The sequence below is a fragment of the Pseudoalteromonas amylolytica genome (genome assembly GCF_001854605.1).
Classification (GTDB): domain Bacteria; phylum Pseudomonadota; class Gammaproteobacteria; order Enterobacterales; family Alteromonadaceae; genus Pseudoalteromonas; species Pseudoalteromonas amylolytica.
The window spans coordinates 13,691-36,510 of record NZ_MKJU01000003.1 but is presented as its reverse complement, the minus strand read 5'-3'; the positions used below and the strand labels follow the sequence as shown (position 1 = coordinate 36,510).

Here is a 22,820-nt window from a genome sequence, read left to right as displayed (position 1 = left end):
CTATTAAAATGGGAACACTAAAGGTATTAAGGTTAAAACGGTCACCGAATAAATAAGGGAGAGGGGTAACCCCATCGTGACATAGTCTTTGATCCGATAGTTGCCTGCGCTGTACACCATTAGGTTGGTTTGATAGCCAAATGGCGAGATAAAACTTGCTGATGCACCAAAAGCCACTGCCATAACAAAAGGTAACGGGTTGACGCCAAAGCCAACTGCTAAGGCATACGCAACAGGGAAAGAGAGGGCTGCGGCTGCATTGTTGGTGATCAACTCGGTAAATACCACGGTCATTACGAATATGGCGATGAAGGCGCCATAAGGACCAAAGTCACCTAGCAAGAAGAACAAAGCACTGGAGATTTGGCCGGCCAAGCCGGTATTGATCATTAGCTTTGCAAGTCCAATAGCACTGCCGACGATAGCAACCAGTTCAAGTGGAAAGCGTCGTTTCAATTCATTTATTTTAATGGTGCCCATTAAAATAAGGCCGACTATAAGTACCATTAGGCCTTTAACAAGCGGGACTATATCGAATATGCTCAATGCTAGTACGGCGGTAAACGCACCGAGCACAAAGTTGGATTGCTTCGATTTCAGATGAGTTTGTAAGTCCAACCCCGAAATATAAACAAACTCGCGCTTAAGATCGGGTAATTCATAAAACTGACTGCCAGGGGCAAGAATAAGAGAGTCACCAGCTTGTAATCGAATCTGACCTAGGCCACCTTGCAGGCGGTCATGACCACGGCGAATTGCAATCACTGCGGCATGAAACTGCTCACGGAAGCGGATTTCTTTGACCGTCTTTCCGATAAACTTAGATGATTGGCTCATCACCACTTCGACCAAATGTTCTACATCTTTTTCATGTTTGTCATGAACGATTTTTAGGCCGTCAAATTGCGCTAAAAGTGGCACTGACTTGATATCTCCAACAAATAGCAAAACATCACCTTGTTGAATTACCTGTTGTGGTGTCACCGCAATAATACGGCGATCGCCATGAATAATTTCAGCGAGGAATAAATCTTTTAGGTCGCGTAGGCCATTTTCTTCAACGGTGCGACCAATCAACTTTGAACCTGGCTGCACTTTACCTTCGAGATAAAATGGCACGACTTCCTGATCATTCTTACCATTGTCGGGAAGGTACTTAAGTAGCACCATAATTGTAAGTAAACCTGCCAACAGTGCTCCTAAACCCACTAAGGTGAAATCAAAAAAGCCTAATGGCGCCATGCCCGCGTCGACGGCAAAGCCATTGACGATGAGGTTGGTTGAGGTGCCAATTAGAGTTAATGTTCCCCCGAGAATAGCGGTATAAGACAGTGGCAGTAGCAGCTTTGAAGGCGAGTGAGTGGGGCTATCTTTTATTGCAGAGATGAGTGATGCCACAACGGCCGTATTGTTGGTAAACGAAGATAAAAATGCTGTCGATAAGCCCAACTTCATTACTGAACAAGACAAACTACCTTTTGCCAGCGATCGTGCCAAGGTTTGCACCAATGTGGTTTTTTCTATCGCAATGGATACCAAAATCAGCAAGATAAGGGTTATTAAAGAGGGATTTGCGTAGTTAACAAGCATTTCCTCAAGCTCAATTAAGCCTGACAGGTAGCTGATACTTATGGCCCCAACAAATAGCCATGCAGGATTCAGTCGGCTGCCGAAAAGGCAACCGACTAGTACTAACATGATACCTGTTAAAATGATTTGCTCATGCACTGAGAGATGCTCCTATTAACAGGTGTTAGGCCATTACTTAAGTTTACTGATGTCAAGCGCTTGCCAGTGCGGGAAGTGCTTGCGTACCAAAGCATTAAGTTCAATTTCAAACTCACTAAACTGTGAATGTGATGCATTTTGTGCCGCTAACAGGTTTTCAACCATGCCAGCGCCAACCGTCAAGTTACTTAGGCGGTCGATTAAGATAAATGCGCCTGTTTCGCGGTTGTTACGATAAACATCGGCCAAAATACTTTCTGTTAGTTCAAGCGTCACGATGGCAATTTCGTTCAATTGTAAGGTGTCTGCTTGGCCTTTTTCCAACGTATTTACATCGATTGTGTGATCGATGTACTTCACGATGGCAGAGGTATTTTTGCTGCCAAGTTTGAAGTTATAGCTTTTACCGATCACCAAGGGTGATTCATGCATCCAAACTAGCTTTGCTTGAACTAAGTTGGTCACCTCAGCGTCAGACTCAGCCGGTACAATTACATCGCCGCGGCTTACGTCAACTTCGTCATTCAGTGTGATAGTAAACGCTTGACCTGTTTGAGCTCGCTCTAAGTTACCATCGAAAGTCACCAGTTCTTTGATGCTAGAACGTTTACCTGAAGGAAGTATCTTCACCGCTTGGCCAACTTCTAACGAACCTGATGTGAGCGTGCCCTGAAAGCCACGGAAATCTAGGTTTGGACGTACAACATATTGCACAGGGAAACGCGCTTCAAAGTCTGTATTTGCCAGTGCAGCTGGAGAATCTTCTAGCAGCTCTAACAATGGTTTATCTTTATAATAAGGCGTATGTTGTGAGCGTGTTACCACATTGTCACCTTTGAGCGCAGACATTGGCACGAACTTTATGTCCGTAACATTTAGCTGCTTTGCAAACTCAAGATACTGTTCTTTGATACGGTTAAAAACGGCTTCATCAAAGTTACAGATGTCCATTTTGTTTACAGCGACCACAAATTGTTTAATACCAAGTGAATCACAGATAAAGCTGTGGCGTTTGGTTTGGATCTGAACACCATAGCGAGCATCAACTAGGATGATAGCCAAGTCACTGGTAGATGCACCCGTTACCATATTACGAGTATATTGTTCATGTCCAGGCGTGTCTGCGATAATGAATTTACGCTTAGCTGTTGAAAAATATCGATAAGCTACATCAATGGTGATCCCTTGCTCACGCTCTGCTTGCAGGCCATCCACAAGTAATGCTAAGTCTAGCTCTTCACCGGCATTACCAACTTTTTCATTGTCTTTGTGTAGCGCAGCAAGCTGATCTTCATAAATTTGGTGGCTATCGTGCAGTAAGCGGCCAATCAACGTTGACTTTCCATCATCTACACTGCCGCAAGTCATCATACGTAGCAGGCTCTTGTCTTGCTGGCGAGCAAGATAAGCTTCAATACCTAATTCTTTTACTTCATTGGCAGTCGACATTAGAAGTACCCCTCACGTTTTTTCTTCTCCATTGAGCCTGCAGAATCATGATCAATGACACGACCTTCTCGCTCTGATGATGTTGATAACAACATTTCTTCGATAATCTCGGTTAATGTACTGGCCGTCGACTCCACCGCGCCTGTTAGCGGGTAGCAGCCCAAGGTACGAAAACGCACCGATTTCATTTGTGGCACTTCGCCCTCTTCAAGTGGCATACGATCATCATCAACCATGATCAATGTACCGTCGCGCTCTACCACAGGCCTTTCTTTGGCGAGGTACAGAGGAACCATTTCAATATTTTCTTGATAGATATATTGCCAGATATCCAGCTCAGTCCAGTTAGACAATGGGAAAACACGAATACTTTCACCTGGATTTACTTGGCTGTTATAAGTATTCCATAACTCTGGTCGTTGGTTCTTAGGATCCCAGCGGTGATGCTTATCACGGAATGAGTAAACACGCTCTTTTGCACGAGATTTCTCTTCGTCTCGACGAGCACCGCCAAATGCAGCATCAAACCCATATTTGTCGAGGGCTTGTTTTAGGCCCTGTGTTTTCATAACGTCGGTATGCTTTGCAGAACCATGGGTAAAAGGCCCAATGCCCATAGCAATGCCTTCCGGGTTCTTGTGTACCAACAGATCAAAACCATATTCTTTGGCGATACGGTCACGAAACTCGATCATCTCGCGAAATTTCCAGTCAGTATCAACATGCAATAGTGGAAATGGGATCTTAGCAGGAAAGAAAGCTTTTCGAGCTAAGTGAAGAAGTACCGAAGAGTCTTTACCAATAGAGTAAAGCATGACTGGGTTTTCAAACTCCGCGGCGACTTCGCGAATAATCTTTATACTCTCAGCTTCAAGTTGCTGAAGGTGTGTTAAAGCCATGGTCGTCGTCCTAAATCAAAAATTAAATATAAAATAAATTGTTTTTATGCCACACCGGTAAGTGGCTGAGCGAAGCTGCTTACTTGTGCTGTTTTGCCAAACCAAGCAAGTTGCTCATGTAAAGCGGCAACTTCGCCAATAATAAGTAACGCTGGCGATACAATTTTATGCGCTTCTATTTCAGCAGCTAATTGGTTCAATTGCGTTCTTACTACCCTTTGTTCTTTGCGGGTACCATTTTCAATAATTGCAACGGGTGTTTTACCATCTCGACCATATTTGAGCAGTTGTGCCTGAATATGAGGGGATTTAATAACACCCATATAAATCGCTAAAGTCTGATTAGGCTTCGCAAGTGATGACCAATCTAGCTCTTGTCCGTCCTTCTTACAATGACCGGTAACAAATTGAATTGCTTGAGCATGATCTCGGTGCGTCAATGGAATACCGGCATAGGCACTACAACCCGCCGCTGCGGTTATGCCAGGCACTATCTGGTACTTCACTCGGTTTTCTGCCAACACCTGCACCTCTTCGCCTCCGCGGCCGTATATAAATGGATCGCCGCCCTTTATACGACACACTTTTTTGCCTTGCTTTGCCAAATCAACCAGCATCTGGTTAGTATCCTCTTGCTTAACACTATGGTTACCAAGGCGTTTACCTACACAGATTAAATCAGCATCTCGGCGAACTAACTCCATAATTTCGTCAGAAACTAGATAGTCGTAAACCACAACATCAGCCTGTTGCATCAGTTGTAGTGCTTTTAAAGTAAGCAATTCGGGATCACCTGGACCTGCACCAACAACGTAGACTTCACCCTCAGGAGTTGGTGCTGCATTAAGCATACCATGTAGTTGCTCGACGGCAGCTTCGGTATTTCCTGTTTGCACTTTACTGACCACGCTTGAGTCGAAGACACGCTCCCAAAATTGACGTCTGTCAGCAAAATGTTTATATCGTTTTTTAACTTGGGCACGAAAATCACCAACGAGTCTAGCCAAAGGACCAATATGCTGTGGGATCAAGGTCTCTAACTTTTCTCTTAATCGGCGAGCGAGTACCGGAGCCGTACCTGCACTGGAAATAGCAATGGTTATAGGATCTCTATCTACAATAGAAGGGAAAATGAAGGTGCACTTAGGCTGATCATCCACAACATTGACGAAGATATTGCGCGCATTTGCGAGTTCAAAGACCGTATTGTTCACTGAGTCGTTGTCTGTGGCTGCGATGACGAGCATTTTTCCATCTAAATGGGTTGCATCGAAATGCTCGCTTACAAGTGTGACTTCACCTTGAGCTGCGTGCTCGTGAAGCTCGTCACAGAAGTTGGGCGCAACCAAAGTGACTTCAGCACGTGCCTTTACCAACGCACGGCACTTCCTGAGTGCTACATCACCGCCACCGACGACGAGTACCGGCTTATTATCAAGTTTGGTGAATATAGGTAAATACTGCACAGTCTGCTCCACAAGCATATAAATAACATAACCACGATGCGCTCAAAGTGGTGAATACGGAAGCAGAATATAGTGCTCCCAACAGAGTAAAAAATAATTAAAACCTAGTTTATATAACTACAAGTTATATGCAACCTTTGAAAATGGCTTAAGCCTTTATTTACAACACTTTGCACGTTAATTCTTTCTGTGTCAGACTGCTTATAGTGTTTGGTTATGAGTTATTCAGCATGACATTGTTAAGCGGCTTAGTTTTTGCGGACATATGTCCTGTGGTGTTTGCTGAGGATGCTTTTTACTAAGCCAGAAATGTTGAACTCACTGGAATCGAATTATGGCATTGCATGAAGATGCGACAATGGCATTAAGCTTAATGGACTTAACCTCATTGAATGATAGCGATGACGAACATGCTATTGCTGCACTAATTGAAAGTATCAATCCCGAATTTGGTGTACCTGCTGCGGTATGCGTTTACCCGCAATTCGTGGCGTTGGCCAAGCGTTTACTCGCTAAGCGTAACTTGCTGGAAGTGAAAGTGGCAACGGTGACTAACTTCGCTGATGGTAAACAACCACTCAAGGCGGTGCTGGCACAAACAGAGCAAGCGCTGGCAGACGGCGCAGACGAAATCGACTTAGTATTGCCTTATCAGCAACTTATCGCGGGCGATCCAGATACACCTTGGCAATATGTCAACTCCAGCAAAACGATATGTAAAGATAGGGCAAAGCTAAAAGTTATCATAGAGAGTGGAGTGTTAGAAACAGAGGCGTTGATCAATCAAGCCTGTGAAGTCGCGATGCTCGCTGGGGCTGATTTTATTAAAACCAGTACAGGAAAAGTGAGTGTAAATGCCACATTAGATGCAACACGCACTATACTTGAGTATATAAAGCGCTCAGGTAAGGATGTAAGCTTTAAAGCCGCCGGTGGTGTTAAAACAGTCGCACAGGCCGCTGAATATCTACGTCTAGCCGAAGAAATTATGGGTGTCCAGTGGGTAAATGCGGAGCATTTCCGTTTTGGTGCCTCAAGCTTATTAGCGGATATACATGAAACAATCTCTACTTCGGGAAAGTGATTTAGAAAAGCTAAAGTTGGAACATGACGCAGCTAAGCTGTTTCTACGTTGTTATGAACAACAATATGGTACCCCAATGCGGCATATTTGGCACAACGAGCCAAATATGCCAGATATCAGCTGTTACCAAGATGGTGAGCGCCTAGATATTGAAGTTGCACATCTTTATGGCAGCGAAAAAGAAGCGATGGCAGTCCTTGGTAGGCCATTATCCCTTGAAACTCAACGCGAGTTAGCCGCTATGGCTCAGGCCCCTACAGAGCAGCGGTTACGATTTGCATTGGGCCGCTTATTAAAACAAAAAGCCTACAAGCGTTATCATTCTGAGCGTACTTGGTTACTGATACGTAATGCGAGCACATTGTGGCACCATTGTGATTTTGTTGCTGTTGTTGGCCACTTGGATTACCCAAGCAACCATGCTTTTGAACAGATCTGGTTGCTGACAGACTTTTATAACCCCGATTTAATCCGATTAGACACTTGATTTTGTCACTGGCAAACCCATCTAAACAGTTGTATGAACCGTGGTTGAATGGAATATTTGTGTTTGCACATCTTTTACTCTTGTTTTCAAATTGTTCGTAAGTATAATGGGCATCCACTTTGCAGGGGCGTAGTTCCAATTGGTAGAACAGCGGTCTCCAAAACCGATGGTTGCGGGTTCGAGTCCTGCCGCCCCTGCCAATTCATAACATGAGTCCAAATCTAAAATAATGTGTTTTCAGTCATGAGCGCTTATTTGTACATTTGGATTTAATGGATTTACCCTGTTATATGCAGGGTTGTTGTGTCTGTATTTAAGGTAAAATTGATTATGAGCACTAATGTTGAAAACCCGTCAAGCTCGATGGACATGGTAAAATGGCTAATTGCAATCACGCTACTAATGGGTGCGGTAGTTGGCAACTATCTTTATGCAGATATGTCTGTATTGGTACGTGCGGTAGGTGTGGTTGCGGCGGTAGCTGCAGGTTTGGGTGTTGCAGTTACTACTGAGAAAGGGCGTACTTTTATTGCTTTTGCAAAAGAGTCTCGCATTGAAGTACGTAAAGTTGTTTGGCCTACGCGTCAAGAAACGACTCATACTACATTTATCGTAATGGCTGCGACAGTAGTAATGGCGTTGATCCTTTGGGGATTGGACGGCATTTTATTCCGAGTTGTTGGCTTTTTAACTGGATTGGAGATCTGATCCCATGTCGGATGAGAACAAAGAAAAGAAATTACGTTGGTACGTAATTCAGGCGTTTTCAGGTTTTGAAAAGCGCGTAGCACAAACCATCATTGAGCATATTAAAATTGAAGGTTTGGAAGAGTATTTTGGCGAAGTGCTAGTACCGACAGAAGAAGTTGTTGAAATGCGTGCAGGCCAAAAGCGTAAGTCTGAGCGTAAATTCTTCCCAGGTTATGTGCTTGTTGAAATGGTTATGAACGATGCGTCGTGGCACTTAGTCAACAGTACGCCACGTGTAATGGGCTTTGTTGGTGGTACGTCAGATAGACCGGCACCTATCAGCAAAAAAGAAGCAGACCGTATTCTAAATCGTCTGCAAGAAAATGCTGAGGCACCGAAACCTGCAACATTGTTTGAGCCAGGTGAAGTGGTTCGTGTTACCGATGGTCCATTTGCAGACTTTAACGGTGTGGTGGAAGAGGTTGATTACGAGAAGAGTCGTCTGAAAGTATCTGTACTTATCTTCGGTCGTTCAACACCTGTTGATCTAGAATTCGGCCAAGTGGAAAAAGATAAATAATCTTTCCTTCGCTGGCTATTGAAAAAGGTCGCTGGTTAACTTATAATCAGCGGCCTTTTTGTATGTTAAGACACTAAATCTTAATAATATCAAAAAGTTTTTTTTAATTGGGAAGCCGTTTGAGTACGCGTCCTCGCGCGCACAAGGCTAAGACCCACCTAATGAGGTATTATCATGGCTAAAAAAGTTGAAGCTCTAATCAAGCTACAAGTTGCTGCTGGTATGGCTAATCCAAGTCCTCCAGTAGGTCCTGCACTAGGTCAACACGGTGTAAACATCATGGAATTCTGTAAAGCGTTCAACGCACGTACAGAGTCTATTGAGAAAGGCGCACCGGTTCCTGTAGTAATTTCTGTATATAACGATCGTTCTTTCACGTTCGATATGAAGACTCCACCTGCATCTTACCTTCTTAAGAAGGCTGCAGGCATCAAGTCTGGTTCTGGTCGTCCTAACACTGAGAAAGTGGGTACTGTTACACGTGCTCAACTTGAAGAGATCGTTGAGACTAAACGTCCAGATTTAACAGCAGCTGACATGGAAGCTGCGGTTCGCACGATTGCAGGTTCTGCACGTGCAATGGGCTTGAACGTAGAGGGTTAATAGAAATGGCTAAACTTACTAAACGTATGCGTACTATCCGCGAAAAAGTGGATGCTACTAAAGATTACGAAATCAATGAAGCAGTTGCATTACTTAAAGAATTAGCAACAGCTAAATTCGTTGAAAGTGTTGACGTTGCTGTTAACCTTGGTATCGATGCACGTAAATCAGACCAAAACGTACGTGGTGCAACTGTACTACCACACGGTACTGGTCGTGACGTTCGCGTAGCTGTGTTCACTCAAGGCGCTAACGCTGATGCTGCTAAAGAAGCTGGTGCTGATTTAGTTGGTATGGAAGACCTTGCTGAACTAGTTAAAAAAGGCGAAATGAACTTTGACGTTGTTGTTGCTTCTCCAGATGCAATGCGCGTTGTAGGTCAACTAGGTCAAATCCTAGGTCCACGTGGTTTAATGCCAAACCCTAAAACTGGTACTGTAACACCTAACGTTGCAGAAGCAGTTAAAAATGCTAAAGCTGGTCAGGTTCGCTACCGTAACGATAAAAACGGTATTATCCACACTACTATCGGTAAAGTGGATTTCTCTGCTGAACAGTTACAACAAAACCTTGAATCTCTACTTGTTGCGCTTAAGAAAGCTAAGCCTTCTCAAGCAAAAGGTACTTACTTGAAGAAAGTAAGCATCTCAACAACTATGGGCGCAGGTGTTGCTGTTGACCAAGCTACTCTAAATACGCAAGTATAATTTATTAGAGTTTAGCATTTACATGGCGTAATTTTTGAACTATAATCTTGCGCCATTTTGTTGATAAATTCATTTGAATATATTCAACAAACAAAGAATTCGGGTTGAAGCGCATAATTTCGCAACACTTTTTAGTAACGCGATAAATTGCGCTTCCGTCCAAGACCGTAGGGGGCCTTGGCCTTAATCGTCCTACGTAGACGGTGTGAATCCCAGCTAGATTTTTCCTAATCTTCTGGCTCTCGCCGTAAAAAGCATCTCTGCTAAATTTTTAGCAGGGTAGAGTAGAACTGAAAAACAAATCTTTGTTTTTCTATAAACCAGGAGTAACACCCATGGCTTTAAATCTTCAAGACAAAAAAGCAATTGTTGCTGAAGTCAACGAAGCTGCCAAAGGTGCTCTTTCAGCAGTTATTGCTGATTCTCGTGGTGTAACAGTAGGTGCAATCACTGCTCTTCGTAAAGAAGCTCGTGAAGCTGGTGTATGGATGAAAGTTGTTCGTAACACGCTAGCTAAACGTGCTGTTGAAGGCACTGATTACGAATGCCTTAACGAATCATTAGTTGGTCCAAGCCTTATCGCTTTCTCTTCAGAGCACCCTGGTGCTGCTGCGCGTATCTTCTCAGATTTCGCGAAAAAGAACGAAGCATTCGAGCTTAAAACTGCTGCATTCGAAGGTAAAGTTGTAGACGTAGATATGCTTGCTAAGCTACCTACTTACGACGAAGCTGTTGCACGCTTAATGAGCGCTATGAAAGAAGCGTCTGCTGGCAAATTGTGTAAAACAATTGAAGCAGTACGTGTACAGAAAGCTGAGCAAGCTGCTTAATTTAAGCCCGCTCCTTTCTTTAATAAATTTTTTTGAACCACATGGGTTCGTAAATAATTAGGAAATTTGCAATGTCTGTAACTAAAGACCAAATCCTTGACGCTATTGCTGAAATGTCAGTAATGGAAGTTGTTGAACTAGTAGAAGCAATGGAAGAAAAATTCGGTGTAACTGCAGCTGCTGCTGTTGTTGCTGCGGGTCCTGCTGAAGCTGCTGAAGAAAAGACTGAGTTCGACGTAATCCTAGCTGCTGCTGGCGGTAACAAAGTTGCTGCAATCAAAGCGGTACGTGGCGCTACAGGTCTAGGCCTTAAAGAAGCTAAGGCTCTAGTAGAGTCTGCTCCTGCACCTATCAAAGAAGGTGTATCTAAGGAAGAAGCTGAAGCACTTAAGAAAGATCTTGAAGAAGCTGGTGCTGAAGTTGAGATCAAGTAATCTAGCTTACGCTAGGTTCGCTGCCTGAGAAATCAGGCAAGGGCTGGTGATTATTTAATCACCGGCCCTTTTGCGCTATAGCGAGAAGGCTTTCTATCGCGCAATAAAATTCTAAATTTCAATGGTATTTTCAATAACTTACATGTTTTTGATAATAGCAATGGCATTTAGTACAACAATTAGATGTTGTTATCATGGCTTGAATGCCAGTTAAGTCTGTTCTTACAAGAACAGGTTGGGTCAAAGATCAGCAAGCTGAGGAACCCCATGGCTTACTCTTATTCTGAAAAGAAACGTATCCGTAAGGATTTTGGTAAACGTCCACAAGTTTTGGACATACCTTTCTTACTGTCGACGCAGTTGGAATCGTTCAAAAAATTCTTGAATCCGGACGCTGATGGCGACCACGGTTTGGAAGCTGCTTTCCGTTCTGTGTTTCCGATCAAAAGCTACTCGGGAAATTCTGAGCTACAATACGTAAGTTATCGTATTGGTGAGCCAGTATTCGATGTAAAAGAATGTCAAATTCGCGGTGTGACTTATTCTGCTCCACTTCGCGTTAAATTACGTCTTGTGTTAATGGATAAAGATGCACCAGGCACAGTTAAAGACATTAAAGAGCAAGAAGTATACATGGGCGAAATTCCGCTCATGACTGACACCGGTACTTTTGTTATCAATGGAACAGAGCGTGTTATCGTTTCTCAGCTACACCGTTCACCAGGTGTATTCTTTGATAACGACCGTGGTAAGTCGCACTCGTCTGGTAAAGTGCTGTATAACGCTCGCGTTATTCCTTACCGTGGTTCATGGTTAGATTTTGAATTCGACGTAAAAGATAATCTTTACGTTCGTATTGACCGCCGTCGTAAACTACCTGCATCAATCATTTTACGTGCACTTGAGTTCTCTACAGAAGAGATCTTAGGCTTGTTCTTCGAAACAACAACGTTCGAAGTCGCTAACGGTAAAGTGTTAATGGAGCTTGTACCATCACGTCTACGCGGTGAAACAGCTGCATTTGATATTAAAGATGCTGACGGCGAAGTAGTGATTGAATCTGGTCGTCGTATTACCGCGCGCCACATCAAAACACTAGAAAAGAAAGAAATTAGTCAATTAGAAGTACCGCACGAATATATCATTGGTCGTGTTGTTGCGAAGGACTACATCGACGAGTCAACTGGCGAAGTGATTGCCACTGCTAACGATGAGTTATCGCTTGAGCTAATGGCTGAGCTGGTAAAAGCTGGCCACACTCGCATCGCAACACTTTATATCAACGACGTTGATAGTGGTGCTTACATGTCAGATACAGTCCGTATCGACTCGACAAGCAACCGTTTAGAAGCATTGGTAGAAATCTACCGTATGATGCGCCCAGGTGAGCCACCAACAAAAGAAGCGGCAGAAGCGCTATTTGACAACTTGTTCTTCTCTGAAGAGCGTTATGACTTGTCAACTGTTGGTCGTATGAAGTTCAACAGCCGTGTAGGTTATGACACGGATACAGGCCCAGGCACATTAAGCAAAGAAGACATCGTTTCGGTTATGCGCGTATTGATCGACATCCGTAACGGTAAAGGCGAAGTTGACGATATCGACCACTTAGGTAACCGTCGTATTCGTTCTGTTGGTGAAATGGCAGAAAACCAGTTCCGTGTTGGTTTAGTACGTGTTGAACGTGCAGTACGTGAACGCCTAAGCCTTGGTGATCTTGATGCAGTAATGCCGCAAGATTTAATCAACGCTAAGCCTATTTCAGCGGCAGTAAAAGAGTTCTTTGGCTCTTCACAGCTGTCTCAGTTCATGGACCAAAACAACCCGCTATCTGAAGTAACGCACAAACGTCGTATTTCTGCGTTAGGTCCGGGTGGTTTGACACGTGAGCGTGCAGGCTTCGAAGTACGTGACGTACACGTAACGCACTATGGTCGCGTATGTCCAATCGAAACGCCTGAAGGTCCAAACATCGGTCTGATCAACTCATTATCTACGTATGCGCGTACTAACGACTATGGTTTCTTAGAGACGCCATACCGTAAAGTTGCGGACGGTGTAGTAACAGACGAAGTTGATTACCTATCAGCTATCGAAGAAGGTCAGTTTGTAATTGCACAGGCAAACTCAAACTTAGACGAAAACAATGAATTTATTGATGAGCAGATCCCATGTCGTCACAAAGGTGAATCGACATTCATGGGTCGTTCTGACATTCAATATATGGACGTATCTCCACAGCAGGTTATCTCTGTGGCAGCGGCGCTTATCCCATTCCTTGAGCACGATGATGCGAACCGTGCATTGATGGGATCGAACATGCAACGTCAGGCAGTTCCGACGTTGAAAGCAGATAAGCCGCTAGTAGGCACTGGTATTGAGCTGACGCTTGCAAAAGACTCAGGTGTAACCATCGTTGCTAAACGTGGCGGTGTGGTTAAGTATGCCGATGCAAGCCGTATCGTAGTTAACGTAAATGAAGACGAGCGTATTCCAGGTGAAGCGGGTATCGACATTTACAACCTAACTAAGTACACACGTTCAAACCAAAACACCTGTATCAACCAAAAGCCAACTTGTATGGTTGGTGAGCCGGTAGTACGTGGTGATGTACTTGCTGATGGTCCATCTACAGATTTAGGTGACTTAGCACTGGGTCAAAACTTACGTGTGGCATTCATGCCTTGGAATGGTTACAACTTCGAAGACTCGATCTTGCTATCTGAGCGCGTAGTTGAAGAAGATCGTCTAACGACTATCCATATTCAAGAGCTACAGTGTATTGCGCGTGATACTAAGTTAGGTCCAGAAGAGATCACTGCGGATATTCCAAATGTGGGTGAATCTGCGCTTGGCAAGCTTGATGAATCAGGTGTTGTTTATATCGGTGCTGAAGTAAAAGGCGGCGATATCCTAGTCGGTAAAGTAACGCCTAAAGGTGAAACGCAACTGACTCCTGAAGAGAAGCTACTACGTGCTATCTTTGGTGAAAAAGCGTCAGATGTTAAAGACAGCTCACTACGTGTTCCAAACTCTGTAACTGGTACGGTTATCGACGTACAAGTATTCACCCGTGACGGTGTTGAAAAAGATAAACGTGCCCTTGAAGTTGAAGACATGCAGCTTCGTGAAGCGAAGAAAGACTTCAACGAAGAGTTCAAGATCCTTGAAGGTGGTGTGTTAACTCGTGCACGTAATCTACTTGTTAAAGCTGGTTTCGATGAAAGCCGTATCGATGGCCTTTCAGCTGACAAGTTGCTTACGCAAAGTCTTGCAGATGAACAGCAGCAATCAGAGCTTGAGCAATTAGCTGCACAGTACGATGAGCTTAAAGCTGAATACGATAAGAAGTTCGAAAACAAACGTCGCAAGATCACTCAAGGTGATGACTTAGCACCGGGTGTATTGAAGATCGTTAAAGTTTACCTAGCGGTTAAACGTCGTATCCAGCCTGGTGATAAGATGGCGGGTCGTCACGGTAACAAGGGTGTAATCTCTACAATCGTGCCAGTTGAAGACATGCCATACGATGAAAAAGGTCGTACCGTAGACATCGTATTGAACCCACTAGGTGTACCATCGCGTATGAACATCGGTCAGATCCTTGAAACTCACATGGGTCTAGCGGCACGCGGTATCGGTGAGCGCATCGAAGAGATGATGAAAGAACAGCGTGAACTTGCTGAATTACGTGACTTCATTAAGAAGGCGTATGAAGTGGGTGACTGTCGTCAGAAAGTTGATATTGATAGCTTCTCTGATGATGAAGTTCGTCGCTTAGCTGAAAACCTAAAAGGCGGTTTACCAATTGCAACGCCAGCATTTGACGGCGCTAAAGAAAGCGAAATCAAAGAGCTACTTGAGCTAGGTGGTTATCCATCAAGCGGTCAGGTAACACTTTACGATGGCCGTACTGGTGATGCGTTTGAACGTCAAGTAACTGTTGGTTACATGTACATGTTGAAACTTAACCACTTGGTTGATGACAAGATGCACGCGCGTTCAACAGGTTCTTACAGCTTAGTTACTCAGCAGCCGCTGGGTGGTAAAGCACAGTTCGGTGGACAGCGTTTCGGTGAGATGGAGGTATGGGCATTAGAAGCATACGGTGCTGCCTATACACTACAGGAAATGTTGACAGTTAAGTCGGATGACGTAAATGGTCGTACTAAGATGTATAAGAACATCGTTGACGGTAACCACAAGATGGAACCGGGTATGCCTGAGTCATTCAACGTACTGCTCAAAGAGATCCGCTCACTGGGTATCAACATCGAGTTGGAAGAAAATTAATCCGACCGCCGCAGCCTGAGCTGCGGCAGTTACCCTCCCAGTGGGTAGCCGGACTGAAAGAATGAAGGGGTGAGCTTTGCTTGCCCTCAAGATTAACCTCCGACAGGAGAGCTAAGGTGAAAGACTTACTTAAGTTTCTGAAGCAACAAAATAAGACCGAAGAATTTGATGCAATTCGCATTGGTCTTGCTTCACCAGACATGGTGCGTTCATGGTCTTACGGTGAGGTAAAGAAACCTGAGACAATCAACTACCGTACTTTCAAGCCTGAGCGTGACGGCTTATTCTGTGCCCGTATTTTCGGCCCAGTGAAAGATTATGAGTGTTTATGTGGTAAATATAAGCGCTTAAAACACCGTGGTGTGATCTGTGAAAAATGTGGCGTTGAAGTAACGTTAACTAAAGTGCGTCGTGACCGTATGGGTCACATTGAACTTGCAAGCCCAGTGGCGCATATCTGGTTCTTAAAATCATTACCGTCGCGTATCGGCTTAATGCTTGATATGACATTGCGTGATATTGAACGTGTACTTTACTTTGAATCATTCGTGGTAACTGAGCCTGGTATGACGACGCTTGAGCGTGGCCAGTTATTAGGTGAAGAAGAGTACCTAGATGCACTTGAAGAGCACGGTGATGAATTCGAAGCGAAAATGGGTGCAGAAGCTGTACTTGATTTGCTACGCGAACTAGACCTTGGTCAATTAATCGCAGAAATGCGTGAAGAGTTACCAACAATCAACTCTGAGACTAAGCGTAAAAAAATCACTAAGCGTCTTAAGCTTATGGAATCATTCCACCAATCAGGTAATAACCCTGAGTGGATGATCATGAGTGTGCTTCCGGTTCTTCCACCAGATTTACGTCCTCTAGTACCACTAGATGGCGGTCGTTTTGCGACATCTGATTTGAACGACCTATATCGTCGTGTTATCAACCGTAACAACCGTTTGAAGCGTCTTTTAGATTTAGCTGCACCAGACATCATCGTACGTAACGAAAAACGTATGTTACAAGAAGCGGTAGATGCGCTACTTGATAACGGTCGTCGTGGCCGTGCGATCACAGGTTCTAACAAGCGTCCACTTAAGTCGCTTGCAGACATGATCAAAGGTAAGCAAGGTCGTTTCCGTCAAAACCTTCTTGGTAAGCGTGTTGACTACTCAGGCCGTTCTGTAATCACTGTTGGTCCTACACTTAAGCTTCACCAGTGTGGTCTTCCTAAGAAGATGGCACTTGAGCTATTCAAGCCATTTATCTACGGTAAGCTAGAGCGCCGTGGTATGGCGACAACCATCAAAGCTGCGAAGAAGATGGTTGAGCGTGAAGTACCAGAGGTTTGGGACGTACTAGATGAAGTAATTCGTGAGCACCCAGTTCTTCTGAACCGTGCACCGACACTTCACCGTCTTGGTATCCAAGCATTTGAACCGGTACTTATCGAAGGTAAAGCGATTCACCTACACCCACTAGTGTGTGCGGCGTATAACGCTGACTTCGACGGTGACCAAATGGCGGTACACGTACCGTTAACAATTGAAGCACAGCTTGAAGCCCGTGCGCTGATGATGTCGACTAACAACATCCTATCTCCAGCGAACGGTGAGCCAATCATCGTACCTTCACAGGACGTTGTACTGGGTCTTTACTACATGACGCGTGATCGCATCAACGCCAAAGGCGAAGGTATTGTATTTAAAGATCCAAAAGAAGCTGAAAAAGCATACCGTACTGGCACAGCAGAGCTTCACGCTCGCGTAAAAGTACGTATTACAGAAGCGCGTATTGACGAAGTAACTGGCGAACGTACCGATGTAACAGAAATCATCGATACAACCGTTGGTCGTGCGATTCTATCTCTTGTTTTACCAGAGGGCTTACCGTTTGAGCTTATTAACAAAGCGCTAGGTAAGAAGCAGATTTCTGGTCTTCTAAACGAGTGTTACCGTCGTCTAGGTCTGAAAGATACTGTGGTATTTGCCGACCAAGTAATGTACACCGGTTTCCACTACGCGATGAAGTCAGGTGTTTCTATCGGTATTAATGATATGGTTATCCCACCAATCAAAGCCGAAATCATTGAAAATGCAGAAGCAGAAGTAAATGAAATTAACCAACAGTTCCAATCAGGTCTTGTAACTGCGGGTGAGAAATACAACAAAGTTATCGATATCTGGTCACGTGTTAACGAAAACTTATCGCGTGAGATGATGGCGAACTTGTCAAAAGACACTGTTATCAACGCGCAAGGTGAAGAAGAAGAGCAACCGTCATTTAACTCAGTGTTTATGATGGCCGACTCAGGTGCTCGTGGTAGTGCCGCTCAGATCCGTCAGCTAGCTGGTATGCGTGGTCTAATGGCACGTCCAGATGGTTCAATCATCGAGACGCCAATCACGGCGAACTTCCGTGAAGGTCTAAACGTACTACAGTACTTTATCTCAACCCACGGTGCGCGTAAGGGTCTTGCCGATACGGCACTTAAGACAGCGAACTCGGGTTACTTGACACGTCGTCTTGTAGACGTGGCACAAGACTTAGTTATTAATGATGACGATTGTGGCACATTAGACGGTCTAACTATGAAGCCGCTGATTGAAGGTGGTGACGTTGTTGAGCCACTACGTGAGCGTGTACTAGGTCGTGTAGTTGCAGAAGATGTGGTTAAGCCAGGTACTAATGAAGTATTGGTTGAGCGTAACATCATGCTTGACGAAAAACTGTGTGACCTATTAGAAGAGCACTCTGTGGACGAAGTACGCGTACGTTCAGTTATCACCTGTGATAACGACTTCGGCGTATGTGCTAAGTGTTACGGTCGTGACCTAGCACGTGGTCACTTGATCAATGCAGGTGAATCTGTAGGTGTTATCGCGGCACAGTCAATCGGTGAGCCAGGTACACAGCTTACGATGCGTACGTTCCACATCGGTGGTGCGGCATCAAGAGCATCTGCTGAGAACAGCGTACAGGTTAAGACTAACGGTAGCTTGAAACTGCACAATGCGAAATACGTATTGAACACAGATGGCAAGATCGTTATTACTTCACGTTCAACAGAAATTACTATCATTGACGAGCACGGTCGTGAGAAAGAGCGTTATAAAGTACCTTACGGTGCGGTATTAACGGTTCAAGATGGTGCGGAAGTTAAAGGTAATGACATTGTTGCAACTTGGGACCCACACAGTCACCCAATTATCATCGAGCATGAGTCAAAGATCAGCTTCTCTGACATCGATGATAGCAACACTGAAGCTCAGACGGATGAACTAACAGGTCTAACCCGTGTGGTTGTTAAAGACTTGTCTAAGGTTAACGCGAAAGAACCTAAGCTAATCGTAGAAAACGAAGAGCGCGGTTTACAAGAAATTCGCTTACCATCGTTCACCACTATCGAAATTTCTGACGGTACAACGGCGGCACCTGGTAAGGTACTAGCACGTATTCCTCAAGAAGGCTCGAAGACACGTGACATCACCGGTGGTCTACCGCGCGTAGCGGACCTATTTGAAGCGCGTAAGCCAAAAGATCCAGCAATTCTTGCTGAGATCACAGGTACTATCAGCTTCGGTAAAGAGACCAAAGGTAAGAAGCGTCTTGTGATCACACCAGAGCAGGGTGATGCATACGAAGAGATGATCCCGAAATGGCGTCAGCTTAACGTGTTTGAAGGTGAGCAGGTTTCTAAAGGTGAAGTTATCGCCGATGGTCCTGAGTCTCCACATGACATCTTGCGTCTACGTGGTGTGACAGATGTATCTAACTACATCGTAAACGAAGTACAAGAAGTATATCGTCTACAGGGTGTAAAGATTAACGACAAGCACATTGAAACTATCATTCGTCAGATGCTACGTAAGTGTATCATCCTAGATGGTGGTGACACAGAGTTCCTAGCTGGTGAGCAAGTAGAAGTGGCGCGCGTAAACATCGCGAACCGTGAACTTGAAAAGCAAGGTAAGATCCCAGCGAAGTATGAAATTCAGCTGATGGGTATTACTAAAGCTTCACTTGCGACTGAGTCGTTCATTTCAGCTGCATCGTTCCAAGAGACAACACGTGTTCTTACGGAAGCTGCTGTAAATGGTAAGAGCGATGAGTTACGTGGTCTGAAAGAAAACGTAATTGTAGGTCGTCTGATCCCAGCGGGTACAGGTTTTGCGTATCACCAAGATCGCATCAACCGTCGTAAGCAAGCTGAGATGGCTGTTGAAGAGCAAACGGTAAGCGCTGAAGAAGCAACTCAAGCACTTACTGATGCACTAAACGCTGATTTACTAGGTGGAAACGAATAAGGTTTCATCAAGTAACATGATTGAAAAAGCCGCCTGTTTAGGCGGCTTTTTTGTATTTAAATTTTACCTAACGGGTTTCAACCGAAGGAAAATTTATAGAGTAAGTCAAAATTCAGAGCATTTACTCACTCGTGTCACAAATTTTCTCGTCTATTGTTCTAAAACTGCTCTATATTTCTAAATTAGCGTAAGAAGCTACTATAAATTTTTGATATTTATTTCTTTAAGCAGAATCTTTTACCCCAAGTAATACGCAACCTAGCGCTCCAAAAATGCATGTTTTCATACGTAACTCCATGATAAAAAAGCTTTTATAATAACTTATTCACTTGTACCTATTTTTTTTAAAAACTCATTGATCTCATTAACATTACGCTCTAATATGGGTACATAATTTAGACAACCCTCTTGAGAAATAGGAAGTACAAGTGGGTTTAAACCGATAAAAGGAATTTAAAATGATACGTGCTATTTCGAATAAGCATGCTGGGCTTTGTGTTGCCTTTTTACTGGTAAACACATGTGGTACAGCCTCAGCTTTGGCCTCTAGTGGTAATTGCCCTACCAAATTTCAGGTCAGACACTTTCAACCACAGATCTGTTACTCAGAATACAATCTGAGTAGTTGTAGTGATGTATGTGCAGCAGCCACTCCTACAACACAACCTGCTTGTTTCAAGGAACTCTCTTTACCATGTGGTGTGGTTGCAGATATGCGCCAAACCGCACAGGGTTATCAACAAGAAGGTGGTCAGACGTGGTTCCACGTAACTGATTTACTGTCTTACACGCCGTTACATACACAGTTGAATGTGTTTCAGGCGTCGCTACATTACGAGTTGTATCAAGATTATATTAACAGTCCTGGAAATTTTGGTTTCACGCCAGCGAGCGACGAGCTGCGCAAACAAAACTTCAGGCTCGACCTGTTAGGCCGACTTGAACGAGAGTCAACGGCACTCAGATATGCAGCTGTTTATCGACGCTACTCGTTAGGTGTTGAACTTGAAGATAGGCTCAATGAAACATTTGCGCAAATGATGTCTGATATAGATCAGTTTTCTCACTTCAATGCGGCCGAAAAACAAGACTTAAAAGACGAACTTAGCAATAACTTATCATCACAAGTACGATTGTGGGAGCTGTTAAAACGATACAGCTTGGAAACCATCGCTAACAGTCGAGTCAGACATTTAAACCGCCGTATGACCACCTACGTGTCACTGGTTCAAAATTTACCAACTGACTTACAAGACATCATGATTAATAAGTCTGCAGTACTTGATGAATATATTAATACTGCAGTAGCGCGGTGTGCTCAAGGTGTATGTTTCAATGAAATTACAGCACCGCAAGGGACGCCTTTTTATCCGAACTTCGATCATCGTCTGTCTTACTTTGAGCAATCATTGGTGGCGTTGGCAAATGAGGCTTCAGCACTGAGCTATGTATACGATGGAGACTACCAGTTAGTGCCTCCACAGCAACTCAGATTCCCTGATTTAGCGGGCTTTGTCAGCAATAAATTATCTGACTATCGTGCTGAACGAACTGACGTCAATCTTGAGCGCTTGGCCACGGCAATTAATGTTGCTTATCTTGCTAAGAACTCATCGGGACAACAAACCCTTGCTAACTTGTCGCAAATGGCTGATGTAACTAATAATCAAGGCCTTGTAACGCTAGAAACACTTGCTGGTAAACCTATCCTGCTGTGTAAAGAGTTTAACAAAATTAGCCCTGAGATGACTCGAATACAAAACGAAAGTTTTGAGTTAGCAATTGAAGCTAACAGGCTCCTCGATATTATGCTTAACCTCGACTATTCAGAGGAACTCATGCTGCAGATAGAGGAAATCATCTTAAAACTTGAAACGTTAGCAATGAGAAGTCAGGCGATTGCGAACGTTAGACAGTTTGACGAAGACCGCATTCTTACCATCAATTGGCAGTTGTTTGACTTACCAGAAATGAACAGTGATGAGCTACTAATTGAGGTGGAATATTTTGATTATAACGGAATGTTCTGGCTCCCAAGAATGTCATCCAATTTGTCCGAGCTGTTTCCTTCAATAGATGGACTCAGTACGTCGACAAATTCACTACTGCCTAACGCTGTAGGGATCAATTCCCCGTTGAATAACTTGCAGTTAAAAATCAGGCAGTCGGCATTTCATGGATGTTCTGAGAATAATCAGCAAATCAACATGGTAGTTAAAATTACTGATGGGCAAGGAATCGTAAGCCGTCAGGTGTTAACTGCAACCCTCGAGCAAATATAAGTTCTATTAAAGGATATACATAATGAAAGCTTTATTAATAGCGACCTTGTCTTTGACAAGTGCGGCGTCGGCTTATGCCTTTCCGGTCAAGGTTTTTGAGGCCGAAGAGCAATGTCAATCGCGTATGACATCACAAGGCGAGCGCTTTGTGCCACCTTGCCAATTTTCAGGTATGAACGTATACGCGCAGAAAAACAATACATATGCAAGCGGAAGCCTGATTAATAATGGCCTGTTTAAAACAATGCTTAACTATACGTTTGCATGTGAATCAATACGTCCACTATCGGTGCGCTTCACGCTGTCAAACGCAGATGGTTCGTCGGTTTCAAACCGTATTGCAGGTTCTCGTACATATGAGCCAAGTTCAGTTGAGCTGACTCATGGCAACAACGCTTCTGTATTAAACTTCTCCGAGCTATCGGGCGCAACTGGCTTTCAGGCAATAAAGCCAGGCTGTTTATTAGAAGTACAGCAACTGGTTACTTATCCAGAGCCTCGTTACTTTAACCAAGTTGCTACGCACTTAGTGTCTTTCAACGTGCATTTGGAAGGCATGTTTGCACAGGCAGTGCCATCAACAGGCCACACAAACTTACTTACTGCCATCAACAACACCATTGCTTCATTAGAATTCATGCAGTTTGATGTTGAAGACGAAATCTTGGCAGCAGAGCTACAAGATGTACTGAGCGACCTAAGCAGCACCAAGACTTATTTAGAAAGTAACTGTGGCACAGGCAGCTATTCAAGCTTGTGTACGGCTCAACTTGCTAACTTGAGAAGTTCTTTGTCTTCTGCGCTTTATGTAAATGAAAGCAATATTTCTCAGTTGTACAACTTCTTAAACTCACAGACAGCGTGGCTTGCCAGTAAATACGTAGGCAGGGATCGTACGATCCTACAAAACGCAGTCAGTAAGTTAAGAACGAGGCTATAAGGCTTTTATAGCTTATAAATCTGACCCGTAAAGGATCTATTAACACCGTA

At 44.0% G+C, this 22,820-nt stretch carries 16 protein-coding genes and 1 tRNA gene; 13 read left to right on the top strand and 4 right to left on the bottom strand.

Annotation, left to right across the window (positions count from 1 at the left end):
- Nucleotides 1-3: 3 nt before the first annotated feature.
- From BET10_RS00195 to cysG, 4 genes are read right to left on the bottom strand one after another with little or no spacing between them, the layout of a single operon-like run.
- Entirely contained in the window at nucleotides 4-1,728 is a 1,725-nt protein-coding gene (locus BET10_RS00195) for an SLC13 family permease (protein WP_070982808.1), read from the bottom strand.
- A 33-nt stretch (nucleotides 1,729-1,761) separates the two neighbouring features.
- Nucleotides 1,762-3,177, bottom strand: coding sequence for a sulfate adenylyltransferase subunit CysN (gene cysN / locus BET10_RS00190; protein WP_070982807.1), 1,416 nt, complete (start codon nucleotides 3,175-3,177; stop codon nucleotides 1,762-1,764).
- Entirely contained in the window at nucleotides 3,177-4,076 is a 900-nt protein-coding gene (cysD, locus tag BET10_RS00185; RefSeq protein ID WP_070982806.1) for a sulfate adenylyltransferase subunit CysD, read from the bottom strand. Before cysD ends, cysN begins: the two co-directional genes overlap by 1 nt.
- A 44-nt stretch (nucleotides 4,077-4,120) precedes the next feature.
- A complete protein-coding gene (cysG, locus tag BET10_RS00180) occupies nucleotides 4,121-5,542 on the bottom strand; it encodes a siroheme synthase CysG (RefSeq protein WP_070982813.1) in 1,422 nt (473 codons plus the stop codon).
- A 334-nt stretch (nucleotides 5,543-5,876) separates the two neighbouring features.
- Between cysG and deoC the strand changes: the two genes are divergently transcribed.
- The 13 genes from deoC to BET10_RS00115 all read left to right on the top strand — a co-directional run bounded on the left by deoC (nucleotide 5,877) and on the right by BET10_RS00115 (nucleotide 22,770).
- Nucleotides 5,877-6,626, top strand: a complete 750-nt coding sequence (gene deoC, locus BET10_RS00175) for a deoxyribose-phosphate aldolase (protein WP_070982805.1) — start codon at nucleotides 5,877-5,879, stop codon at nucleotides 6,624-6,626.
- Entirely contained in the window at nucleotides 6,598-7,113 is a 516-nt protein-coding gene (locus tag BET10_RS00170; protein WP_070982804.1) for a hypothetical protein, read from the top strand. The genes deoC and BET10_RS00170 overlap by 29 nt, the downstream gene beginning before the upstream one ends.
- A gap of 123 nt (nucleotides 7,114-7,236) precedes the next feature.
- Nucleotides 7,237-7,313: transfer RNA gene (locus BET10_RS00165), tRNA-Trp, on the top strand.
- 130 nt (nucleotides 7,314-7,443) lie between these two features.
- Entirely contained in the window at nucleotides 7,444-7,821 is a 378-nt protein-coding gene (secE, locus tag BET10_RS00160; RefSeq protein WP_070982803.1) for a preprotein translocase subunit SecE, read from the top strand.
- A gap of 4 nt (nucleotides 7,822-7,825) precedes the next feature.
- Nucleotides 7,826-8,383, top strand: coding sequence for a transcription termination/antitermination protein NusG (gene nusG, locus BET10_RS00155; RefSeq protein WP_070982802.1), 558 nt, complete (start codon nucleotides 7,826-7,828; stop codon nucleotides 8,381-8,383).
- A gap of 174 nt (nucleotides 8,384-8,557) precedes the next feature.
- On the top strand, nucleotides 8,558-8,986 hold the full coding sequence (gene rplK, locus BET10_RS00150; protein ID WP_070982801.1) for a 50S ribosomal protein L11: 429 nt from the start codon (nucleotides 8,558-8,560) through the stop codon (nucleotides 8,984-8,986).
- 5 nt (nucleotides 8,987-8,991) lie between these two features.
- Entirely contained in the window at nucleotides 8,992-9,693 is a 702-nt protein-coding gene (gene rplA, locus BET10_RS00145) for a 50S ribosomal protein L1 (protein ID WP_070982800.1), read from the top strand.
- Between the two features lie 335 nt (nucleotides 9,694-10,028).
- Complete coding sequence (gene rplJ, locus BET10_RS00140) at nucleotides 10,029-10,523, top strand: 50S ribosomal protein L10 (protein ID WP_070982799.1); 495 nt, start codon at nucleotides 10,029-10,031, stop codon at nucleotides 10,521-10,523.
- A 71-nt stretch (nucleotides 10,524-10,594) separates the two neighbouring features.
- Complete coding sequence (gene rplL, locus BET10_RS00135) at nucleotides 10,595-10,957, top strand: 50S ribosomal protein L7/L12 (RefSeq protein WP_070982798.1); 363 nt, start codon at nucleotides 10,595-10,597, stop codon at nucleotides 10,955-10,957.
- 267 nt (nucleotides 10,958-11,224) lie between these two features.
- Nucleotides 11,225-15,250, top strand: coding sequence for a DNA-directed RNA polymerase subunit beta (rpoB, locus tag BET10_RS00130; RefSeq protein WP_070982797.1), 4,026 nt, complete (start codon nucleotides 11,225-11,227; stop codon nucleotides 15,248-15,250).
- Nucleotides 15,251-15,366: 116 nt separating this feature from the next.
- Nucleotides 15,367-19,548: a DNA-directed RNA polymerase subunit beta' gene (gene rpoC, locus BET10_RS00125; RefSeq protein WP_070982796.1), complete on the top strand. Its 4,182-nt coding sequence runs from the start codon at nucleotides 15,367-15,369 to the stop codon at nucleotides 19,546-19,548.
- 458 nt (nucleotides 19,549-20,006) lie between these two features.
- On the top strand, nucleotides 20,007-21,830 hold the full coding sequence (locus BET10_RS00120) for a hypothetical protein (RefSeq protein WP_070982795.1): 1,824 nt from the start codon (nucleotides 20,007-20,009) through the stop codon (nucleotides 21,828-21,830).
- Between the two features lie 22 nt (nucleotides 21,831-21,852).
- Nucleotides 21,853-22,770 carry a hypothetical protein gene (locus BET10_RS00115; RefSeq protein WP_070982794.1) on the top strand — a complete coding sequence of 306 codons (918 nt, stop codon included), beginning with the start codon at nucleotides 21,853-21,855 and terminating at the stop codon, nucleotides 22,768-22,770.
- Nucleotides 22,771-22,820 lie beyond the last annotated feature (50 nt).